Annotated in this window: 7 protein-coding genes; 5 read left to right on the plus strand and 2 right to left on the minus strand. The window is 63.3% G+C overall.

Annotated features, from left to right (window positions below; translation table 11 throughout):
• The first annotated feature begins 20 nt into the window (after positions 1–20).
• The 3 genes from HCF10_RS14200 (at position 21) to uvrA (ending at position 7,430) form a co-directional block, all read left to right on the plus strand.
• Positions 21–3,092, plus strand: a complete 3,072-nt coding sequence (locus HCF10_RS14200) for an error-prone DNA polymerase (RefSeq protein ID WP_167655794.1) — start codon at positions 21–23, stop codon at positions 3,090–3,092.
• 109 nt (positions 3,093–3,201) lie between these two features.
• Positions 3,202–4,914 carry an ATP-binding protein gene (locus HCF10_RS14205; RefSeq protein ID WP_167655795.1) on the plus strand — a complete coding sequence of 571 codons (1,713 nt, stop codon included), beginning with the start codon at positions 3,202–3,204 and terminating at the stop codon, positions 4,912–4,914.
• A complete protein-coding gene (gene uvrA / locus HCF10_RS14210; protein WP_167655796.1) occupies positions 4,911–7,430 on the plus strand; it encodes an excinuclease ABC subunit UvrA in 2,520 nt (839 codons plus the stop codon). The genes HCF10_RS14205 and uvrA overlap by 4 nt, the downstream gene beginning before the upstream one ends.
• 67 nt (positions 7,431–7,497) lie before the next feature.
• Here uvrA and tkt read toward each other — a convergent pair whose 3' ends face one another.
• A complete protein-coding gene (gene tkt / locus HCF10_RS14215) occupies positions 7,498–9,561 on the minus strand; it encodes a transketolase (protein ID WP_167655797.1) in 2,064 nt (687 codons plus the stop codon).
• 175 nt (positions 9,562–9,736) lie between these two features.
• Between tkt and HCF10_RS14220 the strand changes: the two genes are divergently transcribed.
• Complete coding sequence (locus tag HCF10_RS14220) at positions 9,737–9,961, plus strand: DUF465 domain-containing protein (protein WP_053128262.1); 225 nt, start codon at positions 9,737–9,739, stop codon at positions 9,959–9,961.
• Positions 9,962–10,217: 256 nt separating this feature from the next.
• Here HCF10_RS14220 and hglS read toward each other — a convergent pair whose 3' ends face one another.
• Positions 10,218–11,594, minus strand: coding sequence for a 2-oxoadipate dioxygenase/decarboxylase HglS (gene hglS, locus HCF10_RS14225; protein ID WP_167655798.1), 1,377 nt, complete (start codon positions 11,592–11,594; stop codon positions 10,218–10,220).
• 298 nt (positions 11,595–11,892) lie between these two features.
• Between hglS and HCF10_RS14230 the strand changes: the two genes are divergently transcribed.
• Positions 11,893–13,302, plus strand: coding sequence for an OprD family outer membrane porin (locus HCF10_RS14230; RefSeq protein ID WP_167655799.1), 1,410 nt, complete (start codon positions 11,893–11,895; stop codon positions 13,300–13,302).
• The last annotated feature ends 1 nt before the right edge of the window (position 13,303 follow it).

Here is a 13,303-nt window from a genome sequence, read left to right on the forward strand (position 1 = left end):
TTCTGTAGGAGGCGGTGGCCATGAGTTACGCCGAGCTGCATTGCCTGACGAACTTCAGCTTCCAGCGCGGTGCCTCCAGCGCGCTGGAGTTGTTCGAACGGGCCAAACGCCAGGGTTACAGCGCCCTGGCGATCACCGATGAATGCACTTTGTCGGGCATTGTGCGGGCCTGGCAGGCATCGAAGGCGGTGGGCTTGCCGCTGATTATCGGCAGCGAAGTGCGCATCGAGAACGGCCCGAAACTGGTGCTGCTGGTGCAGGACCTCAGCGGCTACCAGTCCCTGTGCCGCCTGATTACCCTGGCCCGCCGCCGCGCTGAAAAGGGCAGTTATCGCCTGCTGCAAGAAGACTTCGAACGCCCCCTCAACGGCCTCCTGGCGCTATGGATTGCCGAAGACAGCGACACCCAGGCCTCCATCCAGTGGTTGTGCCGTACCTTCGCCGAACGCCTGTGGCTGGCGGTGCACCTGCACTGCGGCCAGGACGATGCGCGGCATCTGGAGCAACGCCTGCAACTGGCCGCCAGCCTGCATATCCCGGCGGTGGCCTGCGGCGATGTGCATATGCATGCGCGCGGCCGCCGCGCCCTGCAAGACACCATGACCGCGATCCGCCATCACGTGCCGGTGGCCGAAGCCGGCACGCGCCTGCATCCCAATGGCGAGCGCCACCTGCGCAGCATCGAGGCGCTGGACGCGCTGTACCCGCAAGCCTTGCTCGACGAGACCCTTAACATCGCGCACCGTTGCACCTTCGACCTTGGCCAGTTGCGCTATCACTACCCGCGCGAGCTGGTGCCCGAGGGCCATGACGCCAAATCCTGGCTGCGCGCCGTCACCGAAGAAGGCATCGCCCAGCGCTGGCCGCAAGGAGTCGACGCCAAGACCTTGCAGCAGATCAACAACGAACTGGAACTGATCAGCGAGCTGGGCTACGAAAGCTACTTTCTCACCGTGCACGACATCGTGCGCTTTGCGCGCAGCCGTTCGATCCTGTGCCAGGGGCGCGGCTCTGCGGCCAACTCGGCGGTGTGTTTTGCCTTGGGGATCACCGAGATCAACCCGAGCCTGATGAACATGCTGTTCGAGCGTTTCCTGTCGCGCGAGCGCAACGAGCCGCCGGACATCGACGTCGACTTCGAACACGAACGCCGCGAAGAAGTGCTGCAGTACGTGTTCCAGCGCTATGGCCGCACGCGCGCGGCGCTGACGGCGGTGGTCAGCAGTTACCACGCAGCCGGTGCGGTGCGCGATGTGGCCAAGGCCCTGGGCTTGCCGCCGGACCAGATCAACGCGCTGGCCGAATGCTGCGGCCGCTGGAGTGACGATGCGCCGCCCCTGGAACGCTTGCGCGAAGGCGGCTTCGACCCGGACAGCCCGATCCTGCGCCGCGTACTGACGCTCACCCAGCAACTGATCGGTTTTCCCCGGCACCTGTCCCAGCACCCCGGTGGCTTCGTGATTTCCGAGTACCCGCTGGACACCCTGGTACCGGTGGAAAACGCCGCCATGGCCGAGCGCACCATCATCCAGTGGGACAAGGATGACCTCGACGCCGTGGGCCTGCTCAAGGTGGATATTCTCGCCCTGGGCATGCTCAGCGCGATCCGCCGCTGTTTCGATCTGCTGCGTCGCCATCGCCATCTGGACTTTTCCCTGGCGACGATCCCCAAGGAAGACCCGGCCACCTACGCGATGATCAGCAAGGCCGACACCATTGGCGTGTTCCAGATCGAGTCGCGGGCGCAGATGTCGATGTTGCCCAGGTTACGGCCGCAAAAATTCTACGACCTGGTGATCGAGGTGGCCATCGTGCGCCCCGGGCCGATCCAGGGCGGCATGGTGCATCCCTATCTGCGCCGGCGTAACAAAGAGGAACCCACCACCTATCCGTCGCCGGAGCTCGAGGCGGTGCTCAAGCGCACCCTGGGCATCCCGTTGTTCCAGGAGCAAGTGATGCAGATCGCCATGGTCGCCGCCGACTACAGCCCCGGCGAGGCCGACCAGTTGCGCCGTTCCATGGCCGCCTGGAAACGTCACGGTGGCCTGGAACCGCATCAAGCACGCCTGCGCACCGGCATGCTGAAGAATGGCTACACCGAGGCTTTTGCCGCGCAGATCTTCGAACAGATCAAGGGCTTTGGCAGCTATGGTTTCCCCGAGTCCCACGCCGCCAGTTTCGCCTTGCTGACCTACGCCAGTTGCTGGCTCAAGTGCCATGAGCCGGCGGCCTTCGCCTGTGCGCTGATCAACAGCTGGCCCATGGGTTTCTATAGCCCGGACCAGATCCTGCAGGATGCGCGGCGCCATGGTTTGCAGATCCGTCCGGTGGATGTGCAGGCCAGCGACTGGGATTGCAGCCTGGAACCCATCGACGGCCAGCAACCGGCGATTCGCATGGGCTTGCGCATGATCTCGGGGTTTCGCGAAGAGGATGGGCGGCGTATCGAAGCTGCACGTCAGCGCCGGGCGTTCAGCGACATTGCCGACCTGGACCAGCGCGCCGACCTGGAGGCGCGTGCCCAGGCGTTGCTGGCGGATGCCGGGGCTTTGCGCGCGCTGGCCGGCAATCGGCATACGGCGCGCTGGGCCGTGGCTGGGGTGCATAAGCAGCTAGGGTTATTTGCTGGCCTTCCCAGCCCCGATGAAGCACGGGTGGAACTGCCAACACCGACGGTGGGCGAGGACCTGCATGCCGATTACGCCCTGCTCGGCACCACACTTGGCCCGCATCCGTTGGCGCTGTTGCGCGCCGAGCTGCGTAAACGGCGCTGCCGCAGCTCGAACGAACTGATGGCGGTGGAACATGGCCGCACTGTCAGCGTTGCCGGGCTGGTGACCGGTCGCCAGCGTCCCGGCACTGCCAGTGGCGTGACCTTTGTCACCCTCGAAGATGAATTCGGCAACCTCAACGTGGTGGTCTGGCGCGACCTGGCCGAACGTCAGCGCCAGGTCTTGGTGGGTTCGCGCCTGCTCAAGGTGGACGGACGCTGGGAGGCGGTGGGTGAGGTGCGACACCTGATCGCCGGGCGCCTGACCGACCTGACGCCGCTGCTGGAAGGCATCACGGTGCGCAGCCGGGATTTTCACTGAGGCCGGTAGCGCTTGCGGTGATTAACCCCTAATTTATACAAAATGAAACCATCGACCCTTGATGCGCTCAAAAAATTGCGACTGTCCTTTCTCTGCGCAGAGCCGAACGATGCAATTCTTATCCAATCCCCACGGCTGTGAAGGTTGGGCCGGCGAAATGGCCCAGCGAATTCGCGCATTTGACTGGTCAAGCACCGACCTGGGACCGCTTGACCGCTGGTCCACCAGCCTCGCCTGTACCGTGCAGATGATGCTGGCGTCCCCCGTGCCCATGGTGATGCTGTGGGGCCGGGCCGGGTACATGATCTACAACGACAGCTATTCGGTGTTCGCCGGTGGCCGCCATCCGTATTTGCTCGGCTCGCCGGTGGAGCTGGGTTGGCCGGAAGTGGCCGACTTCAACCGCCATGTGGTGGACACCTGCCTGGCCGGCGGCACCTTGTCGTTCAACAACAAGGACTTGGTGCTGCTGCGCAACGGCCAGCCGGAAACGGTGTGGCTGGATCTCTACTACAGCCCCGTCCCTGGCGACGACCAGCAACCGGCCGGCGTGCTGGCGATTGTGGTGGAGACCACCGCCCATGTGCATTCCGAACGCTTGCGCCAGGAACTGACCCATAACCTGGAGCAGCGCGTGGCCGCTGAAGTCCAGGCGCGTTCCGCCGCCGAAGACCAACTGCGCCAGGCGCAAAAGCTCGAGGCCATCGGCGGCCTGACCGGTGGCGTGGCCCATGACTTCAATAATCTGCTGCAAGTGATCGCCGGCAACCTGCATTTACTGGCCCGCCATGAACCGGAGAATGCCCAGGTACAGCGGCGCGTCACGGCGGCCATCGCGGCGGTGGAGCGTGGCGCCAAACTGTCGTCGCAACTGTTGGCCTTTGCCCGTCGCCAACCGTTGTCACCGGCCGTGTATAACCCGCAGCGCATCTATGCCGGGCTGGGCGAGTTGCTGCAACGCGCACTCGGCGAAACCATTCATATCGATGTGCAGTTGCCGCAGGACTCCTGGTGCATCAACGTCGACCGCAACCAGCTGGAAAATGCGTTGCTCAACCTGGCGATCAATGCCCGCGATGCCATGAAAGGCGAGGGCGTGATTCGCATCACCGGCGAAAACATCATCCTCAACCCCAGGGATTGCATCGGCAAAAGCATCAAGCCGGGCGAGTATGTGCGCCTGGCCGTCACGGACATTGGCGTGGGCATGCCGGCGACGATCCTGGCGCGGGTGTTCGAGCCGTTTTTCACCACCAAGCGCAACGGCCACGGCACCGGTCTTGGCTTGAGCATGGTGTTTGGCTTTGTCCGCCAAAGCGGTGGGCACGTGGATGTGTGGAGCGAGGAGGGCAAGGGCACCGTGGTGCAAATGTACTTCCCGCGCAGCCTGGGCGAAGAAGTCCAGGAGACTCACCCTGAACCCATGCCGCACGACGTGGGCCAGGAAACCATTCTGGTGGTCGAGGACAACGAGGACGTACGGGTGACCGTGGTGGATCTGCTCGAACAAGCGGGCTACACCGTGCTGACCGCCGAGGACGGCGACCGCGCAATGCAAGCCTTGCAGGACGGGGCGCGGCCCGACCTGATCTTCACCGACGTGGTGATGCCCGGCCGGGTCAAAAGCACCGACCTGGCCGAGTGGGCCCGTGCCCAGTCGCCGCCGGTGGCGGTGCTGTTCACCTCGGGGCACACGCGGGACATTCTCTCCAGCAATCACCTGCTCAGCGCTGACATCCACCTGCTGAGCAAACCCTACAGCCCCGAGGCCCTGACGCAACGGCTGCGCAGCGTGCTCACCGCCAGACAAGGTTGTTCATGACTTCACAGCGCACCCTCCCCCCGATCACTGCCCAGCACCTTGGATTTGTACGGGTGCGCGGCGCCCGCGAACACAACCTGAAGAACGTCGACGTGGATATTCCCAGGGATGCCCTGGTGGTATTTACCGGCGTCTCGGGCTCGGGCAAGTCGTCCCTGGCGTTTTCCACGGTGTATGCCGAAGCCCAGCGCCGCTATTTCGAATCGGTGGCGCCCTATGCGCGACGGCTGATCGATCAGGTCGGCGTGCCCGATGTGGACAGTATCGAAGGACTGCCCCCCGCCGTGGCTTTGCAACAGCAGCGCGGTACGCCGAGTGCGCGTTCCTCGGTGGGCAGTGTCACCACCTTGTCGAGCCTGATCCGCATGTTGTATTCGCGTGCCGGCAGCTACCCGCCGGGACAGGCGATGCTGTACGCCGAGGACTTTTCGCCGAACCTGCCCCAAGGCGCGTGCCCGCAGTGCCATGGCCTGGGGCGCGTGTATGAAGTGACCGAGGCGCTGATGGTGCCCGATCCGTCCCTGACCATCCGCCAGCGCGCAGTGGCGTCCTGGCCCTTGGCCTGGCAGGGCCAGAACCTGCGCGACATCCTCGTGACCCTGGGCTATGACGTGGATGTTCCGTGGCGCGACCTGCCGAAAAAGCAGCGCGACTGGATCCTGTTCACCGAAGAAACCCCGACCGTGCCGGTGTATGCCGGCTTCACCCCCGAGCAGACCCGCGAAGCGCTGAAACGCAAACTGGAGCCGAGCTACCAGGGCACCTTCAGCGGCGCGCGGCGCTACATCCTGCACACCTTCAGCCACACGCAAAGCGCGCTGATGAAGAAGCGTGTCTCGCAGTTCATGCAAGGCAGCGCCTGCCCGTTGTGCGATGGCAAGCGGTTGACCAAGGCGGCGCTGTCGGTGAAGTTTGCCGGGGTGGACATTGGTGAGTTGTCGCAACTGTCATTGACGCAATTGGCCGCGTTGTTGCGGCCGGTGGCGGCGGGGCAGGACAAGATGAAGCTGTCGGTGGAAAAACGCCTCGCGGCCCAGCGCATCGCCGAGGATCTGCTGGAGCGGGTCAGTACCTTGATCGAGTTGGGGTTGGGCTATCTGTCCCTGGAGCGCAGCACGCCGACCCTGTCGTCCGGGGAGTTGCAGCGCTTGCGGTTGGCCACGCAATTGGGCTCGCAGTTGTTCGGGGTGATCTATGTGCTGGATGAGCCTTCGGCAGGCCTGCACCCGGCGGATGGCGAAGCGTTGTTCACCGCGCTTGAACGCTTGAAAGCGGCGGGCAATTCGTTGTTTGTGGTCGAACATGATCTGGAAACCATGCGCCGCGCCGACTGGCTGATCGATGTGGGCCCGGCCGCGGGTGAACATGGCGGGCAAGTGCTCTATAGCGGGCCGCCTGCCGGCCTGGCGGACGTCGAAGCCTCGCAGACCCGGGAATATCTGTTTGCCGACAAGCGCCCTGCGAGTCAGGCGCGCCGTGAACCCACCGGCTGGCTGAGCCTGGAAGGCGTCACGCGCAATAATCTCAAGGACCTGAGCGTGGATTTCCCGCTGGGCTGCTTTACGTCGGTCACCGGCATTTCCGGCTCGGGCAAGTCCAGCCTGGTCAGCCAGGCGCTGCTGGAGTTGGTCGGCAGCGGCCTCGGCAGCCGGGTGGACAGCGACGAAGAACCGAGCCTGGAAGATGACGCCCCGCAAACCAGCGGCGGACGCATCGGTGCCGGCTTGGAGGATATCCGTCGCCTGGTGCAGGTGGACCAGAAACCCATCGGCCGCACCCCGCGTTCCAACCTGGCGACCTACACCGGTTTGTTCGACAACGTGCGCAAGTTGTTCGCCGCGACGCCTGCGGCGAAGAAGCGCGATTACGACGCCGGGCAGTTCTCCTTTAACGTCGCCAAGGGCCGTTGCCCGAACTGCGAGGGCGAGGGTTTTGTCAGCGTTGAATTGCTGTTCATGCCCAGCGTGTACGCCCCGTGCCCGACCTGCCACGGCGCGCGCTACAACCCCGAAACCCTGGCCGTCAAATGGCAAGGCTTGAACATCGCCCAGGTGCTGGGGCTGACCGTGGAACAAGCGGTGGAGGTGTTTGCCGAGCAGCCGGGGGTACTGCGCTCGCTGCAAGTGCTGCGGGATATCGGCCTGGGTTACCTGCGCCTGGGGCAGCCGGCGACGGAACTGTCCGGCGGCGAAGCGCAGCGGATCAAACTGGCCACCGAGCTGCAACGCAACGCCCGCGGCGCGACGTTGTACGTATTGGACGAACCCACCACCGGGCTGCACCCACGGGATGTCGACCGCTTGCTCAGCCAGCTCAATCATCTGGTGGAGGCGGGGCATACGGTGGTCGTGGTGGAACATGAAATGCGCGTGGTGGCCCAGAGTGATTGGGTGATCGACATCGGGCCGGGGGCAGGGGATTTGGGCGGCAAGGTGGTTGCCAGTGGAACGCCGCAGAAGGTGGCCAAAAACAAAACCAGCCGCACCACACCGTTCCTGGCTCGAGAGCTTATCTAACCGGCGGTGTGGTCCAAATGTGGGAGGGGGCAAGTCGAATCGTCGCACCGCCCCTCCCGCATTTTGCTCAGCGTTGGGTCAGTTGGATCTGTGCCTTGGCCTGCTTCACCACGTTCTCGACCGTAAACCCGAACTTCTCCTGCAACTTCGCCAGCGGCGCCGACGCGCCGAAGCTGTTCATCACCACCTTGGCGCCGGTCTGGCCGACGTAGCGGTCCCAGCCCAGTGGCCCGGCCTGTTCCACCACCACCCGTGCCTTCACTGCCGGCGGCAAGACACTGTCGCGGTAGGCCTGGTCCTGGTCTTCGAACAGCTCCCAGCTGGGCATTGAAACCACCTGCGCGGCAATCCCTTCGCTTTTCAACTGCTCATAGGCTGCAACCGCCAGGCTGACTTCACTGCCCGTCGCCAACAGAATCACTTTAGGATCATCAACCCCCGCCAACACATACGCGCCCTTGGCCGCACCCGACGCCGCCGCATACTGCGTACGATCCAGCGTCGGCAGCGGCTGGCGGGACAGCACCACGCAACTTGGCCGGTGGGTTTGCGCCAGTGCGACCTTCCACAGTTCCAGGGTTTCATTCGCGTCGCCGGGGCGCAGGGTCAGCAACCCCGGCGTGGCCCGCAGTTGGGTCAGGTGTTCGATGGGCTGGTGGGTTGGCCCATCTTCGCCCACGCCAATCGAGTCATGGGTGAAGACGAACACCACCGGCAACTCCATGATCGCGGCCAGGCGGATCGGCGGCTTCATGTAGTCGCTGAACACCAGGAACGTCGAGGTGTACGGCCGCAGGTAGGACAGCGCCATGCCATTGGCAATCGCGCCCATGGCGTGTTCGCGGATGCCGAAGTGCAGGTTGCGCCCGCTGTAGTCGTCGGCACTGAAGCGCCCGGCACCGTCGAAGGTGAGGTTGGTCTTGGTCGACGGCGACAAATCCGCCGAGCCGCCGAGCAACCACGGGATGTGCTGGGCAAACGCATTCAGCACTTCGCCACCGGCGGCGCGGCTGGCGACGCCCTTGGCGTCGGTGTCGAAGCGGGGCAGGTCATCCTGCCAGTGCTCCGGCATTTCGCCGGCACGCATGCGGCGCAACTCGTCGGCCAATGCCGGCTCGGCTTGCTCAAGCTGCGCCAGGTGCTGGTTCCATGCTTCATAGAGCGGCCGGCTGCGCTCCAGCAGCGCATCACGCAACACACTGCGGGCTTCGTCCGGTACCAGGAAACTGGAGTCTTCGGGCCAGCCATACGCGGCCTTGGTCAGGCGAATTTCATCGTCGCCCAACGGCTCGCCATGGGCGGCGGCGGTGTTGTGTTTGTGCGGCGAGCCATAGCCGATTACGCTGTCGACCACGATCAGGGTCGGCGCGCCGGTGTTGCGCTTGAAGGTGTTCAGCGCCTCGCTCAAGGCCTGCAGATCATTGGCATCGGTGACGTGCAAGGTGTGCCAGCCATAGGCCTGGAAGCGCTTGATCACGTCCTCGCTGAAGGCCAACTCGGTGTGGCCTTCGATGCTGATGGTGTTGTTGTCGTAGATCCAGCACAGGTTATCCAGCTTCAAGTGCCCGGCCATCGACGCCGCTTCGCTGCTGATGCCCTCCATCATGTCGCCGTCACCGCACAGGGTGTAGACGTTGTAGTCGAACAGCACGCGGCCGTCGCGGTTGAAGCGCTTGCCCAGCCAACGCTCGGCCATTGCCATGCCGACGCTGTTGGCGCAGCCCTGGCCCAGCGGCCCGGTGGTGGTTTCCACGCCGGTGGTCATGCGGTACTCGGGGTGCCCGGGGGTCTTGGAACTCATCTGCCGGAACTGCTTGATGTCGTCCAGGCTGATCGCCGGTTGCCCCGAGCGTTTGCCATGGGCATCGATCTCGACCACGCCGGCCAGGTGCAGCAGCGAATACAACAGCATTGACGCATGCCCCACCGACAACACAAAGCGATCACGGTTGGGCCAATCGGGATGCTCGGGGTGGTAACGCAGGAAGCGACTCCACAGCGTATAGCCCACCGGCGCCAGGCCCATAGGCGTGCCGGGGTGGCCGGAGTTGGCCTTCTGCACGGCGTCCATGGCCAGGGTGCGCAGGGTGTTGATGCATTGGGTGTCGACAGCAGTGGCAGCGTGAGTCATGAAACCGTTCTCCCTCGGGTGGCGATCTACAGTTGAGGGCAGGGTGTGGCAAAGGTTTGATCCCATTGCCTGCGCCGCGACGAACGGGGATGGATTGAGCCTAAACATGACAAGACCGGTTGGAATGGGCTAGCTTCAAGGGTGTAGGCCATTGATCAACTTGCGGAGGTACGCCATGCCAGTGAAACACGACCTGTATCAGGATTTGGGGTTGAGCAAGGAAGCCGTTCACGAACGCAGGGCGAGCGACAAACGCCTGGACTCGCTGCTCACTCAATACGACGCTGCCGACGGGGAGGTGTTGAAGGCGGAATCGGCCAAAGCCAGCGATGAGGATGTGGAGAAACTGAAAAAGAAACGGCTGTTGGTCAAAGACGAGATCGTGGGGCGATTGGGTTAAATGAAAATCTGACCCACCGGTAGGAGCGAGATTGCTCGCGAAGAACGTCAACGATTACGCAGCTCTTCTGATTTAACGCGGCGTTCTCAAGTTTTTCGCGAGCAAGCTCGCTCCTACAAAAAGCACAGCGTATTTATTCAGAATTGCCTTAGGGGCATCATTCACGCCACTGTCTATGATGCCGCTCGCCCACCCGGCTCAGGGGACTGTTGCGGCGCAAGGATTGCGCCGGTGAGCCGGGTGGCACTTGCTGTTTTTACGCCAGCAGTGTCCGGGTGCATTCATCCATCGAACGCTGCTGCGTCTCGCCATACAACTTCAATTCATCAATCGTCTTGCGCCCCAGGGCCTTCTCGAATTCGGCCTGGTTCGAATTGACCGCGTAGTGACTCTGCGCCGCGTCCCCCAGGTTCGACTGGAAAATCCCCGCCGCACTCACCGGCAGGAAATCCTCATACACCAACGGTTCGACATCCACATGGCCGGCGGCGACCAGTGCCTCCAGCGTGCGCGGTTGATCGGCCTGGCCGCGGGCTGCCAGGCCTTTTTCCGTGGCGAAGTAGCGGAAGTAGGCGAGGCCCTGTTCACGCATTTGCGCGTGGGTATCCGGGAAGGCCTGGAAGTGCTGCTCCATCAATTGCATGTAGCGCGCGGCATTGCCCTCGTTGGGGAACGCGCCCAGTTCGTCCCGCGCGGCATTCAGCAGTTGGTCGTACAGTGCGCGGCCTTTGGGCGTCAGCGCCACGCCACGCTGTTCGATTTCACCGAAGCGCGCGCTATGGCTGCCCTGGGCATCGGTGAAAGCGATGGGTTCGTCGAGGGCCTTGAAGCTGGTCTGGCGCAACAGGATCGGGCACTGGCGGCGGGGTGGACCTTCGATCACGGCCTTGGGGGTGATGCCCTTGCCGGGCATGGCGGCCTGGACCTGATCGATGTCCAGGGTGCGCGGGGTCAGATGGTTGATGTGCGGGCCCTTGAAGGCCACCACGTCGGCGATCAGGCGGTGCTGGTCGCTGAGTTGCTGGTACTGCGCGGCGGTCACGGTCGCGGTGTGGTGCCAGCGGAAGGTTTCCAGGGCCTGGCGCACAAACTCATCGGCATCCTCAGCAGTGAGGCCGCCGTCTTTCTCCGATTGCTCGATCAGCGCCAGGGCGCGGGGGGTGAAGATCGAGCGCTTGGCCAGGGCGGTTTCGGCAAACGCACGCAGCTCGGGATTTTCGATCAGCTCCAGGCGCAGCAGCGAGGTGAACACGCGAAACGGGCTGGTTTGCAGCGCGCGTTCATGCACGGCGCGGAAGGCGGTGGAGTGCACCGGTACGCCGGCGGGGGTCAGGTCGTAGTAGCCCACCGGCTGCATGCCCATCACCGCGAACAGGCGGCTGATGGTCGCCAGTTCCGCCGCAGTGCCCAGGCGGATGGCGCCATGGCGTTCCATGTCCAGGCGCTGGATCTCGCCGGTGCGTTGCAGCTGGTGCGCCAGGCCCGGTTCGGTGTCGAGTACGTGGGTGTTGGTCTCGGCGACCAGCTCCATCAGCGCGCCATACAGGGGAACTTCATCTCGGTACATGTCGGACATGGCCTTGGAAAAACCCTTGCGGATCTCGTCGGGGCTGACATGTGCGGTGGTGTGCATAGAAAAATTCCTGATGGCGATGAAGATGGGTGGAGATGGGTGCGGCCTGTGCCTGGATTTTGTTGGGCTGTGGGCGGGCGTGCAAACGAAGAATCCTCTGGACTTCATTCTGCAAATGAATGAAATGACGTGAATATGACAAAAAACGGCGGCAGGAAAATTTCATTTTCCAGGCACTTTTCTAAAGAAAGCTTCACGAGGTCCGCCCGGGCCAGCATGAAAGAATCGTCACGTTTGCAGAGCCCACGATGGGTTTGCACGCCAAGCACGATAAAAAAACATTCAGGGGCCGCAGTTAATGAAAATTTCTACACTGGCGTTGTCGATCACGGCCGCCGTTCTTGCGCAACAGGCTTACGCTGATGACTTCGGGCTCGGCTCGCTGGGCACGGGCAATGGCCACAGCGGCTTTCTCGAAGACAGCCATGCGTCCGTCAGTTCGCGGACCATGTACTACAGCGCGGATAACCGCTCGGGGACCAACAACGACTTGCGCGAAGCGGCAACCGCGCTGCGTTTCGACTACAAATCCGGTTTCACCCAAGGCACCGTTGGCCTGGGTTTTGACGTGATGGCCTTCGGCGCCCTGCGCCTGGACGGTGGCGATGGTCACGCCGCAGGCCCTGGCCTGGCGGGTAATGGCAACAGCTTCTTCCCGACCAGGAACAACGGCACCGAGCCGGCGGATGCCTTCGGTCGCGCGGCCGGCAACGTGAAGTTCCGCATTTCCCAGACCGAGTTGCATGTCGGGGGTGGTTTGGCGCCGGTGCTGCCGATCCTGGTCTCCAACGACAGCCGCGTGGCGCCGCAAACCTTTGACGGCGGCATCCTTACCTCCAGCGATATTCCCAACGTCACCTTCACCGGCGGCGAGCTGAACCGCGTCGAAGGCCGTGCCTCCAGCAACTCCACGGGCTTGAGCGTGGCCGGCGGTACGCGCGACAGCGACAGCTTCAAATTCGGTGGGGTGGACTACAAGCCGTTTGGTTCGTCCGACAACGCCATCGCGAAAAACCTGACGTTGCAGTACTACTACGCCCAGTTGCAGGACTTCTACAAACAGAACTACTTCGGCCTGGCCCACGTGCTGCCGCTGGGCAATGACCAGTCGTTCAAGACCGACCTGCGTTACTTCGACAGCAGCAGCGATGGCAGGAATGGCCAGAGTGGCTACCAGTTCAACAACAACGGCGGCTACGCCAAGCACGCGAACGAAGTGGACAACAAAACCTACAGTGCCGCGTTCACCTACCAACTGGGCGGCAGCAGCTTGATGCTCGGCCACATTGGCGTGGGTGACGATGGCGGCTTTGTGTGGGTCAACCAGGGCAGCCTCGCCGATCCGCACGCCCAAGGAGCCGGCGGCAGCGACTTCTACCTGTTCACCGACGCGGTGGTGGGCCAATTCTCCCGGGCGGGCGAGCAGGTCAACTTCGGGCAGTACTCGTATGACTTCAAGGCCTACGTGCCGGGCCTGAAAGCGTCCGTGGCCTACCTGGACGGTACGGATATCAAGTCGAAGGTCGCCGGTGGCCCTGACCAGAAAGAAAACGAAACCGACTTGCGTCTGGACTACGTGGTGCAGGCCGGTCCTCTGAAAGGCTTCGGTACCACCTTGCGTACCGGTACCTATCACGGCAAAAACACCGGCACCGCCGACCAGGACCAGACCCGCCTGATCTTCAACTACACCTACGCCATCTTCTAAG

This window comes from Pseudomonas sp. B14(2022), from assembly GCF_012030485.1.
In the GTDB taxonomy this organism is placed as follows: Bacteria; Pseudomonadota; Gammaproteobacteria; order Pseudomonadales; family Pseudomonadaceae; genus Aquipseudomonas.

Excerpts from the sequence above, each read along its gene's own strand:
- HCF10_RS14200 (WP_167655794.1), top strand. The coding sequence starts at position 21 with ATGAGTTACGCCGAGCTGCATTGCCTGACGAACTTCAGCTTCCAGCGC.
- HCF10_RS14205 (WP_167655795.1), top strand. The coding sequence starts at position 3,202 with ATGCAATTCTTATCCAATCCCCACGGCTGTGAAGGTTGGGCCGGCGAA.
- uvrA (WP_167655796.1), top strand. The coding sequence starts at position 4,911 with ATGACTTCACAGCGCACCCTCCCCCCGATCACTGCCCAGCACCTTGGA.
- tkt (WP_167655797.1), bottom strand. The coding sequence starts at position 9,561 with ATGACTCACGCTGCCACTGCTGTCGACACCCAATGCATCAACACCCTG.
- HCF10_RS14220 (WP_053128262.1), top strand. The coding sequence starts at position 9,737 with ATGCCAGTGAAACACGACCTGTATCAGGATTTGGGGTTGAGCAAGGAA.
- hglS (WP_167655798.1), bottom strand. The coding sequence starts at position 11,594 with ATGCACACCACCGCACATGTCAGCCCCGACGAGATCCGCAAGGGTTTT.
- HCF10_RS14230 (WP_167655799.1), top strand. The coding sequence starts at position 11,893 with ATGAAAATTTCTACACTGGCGTTGTCGATCACGGCCGCCGTTCTTGCG.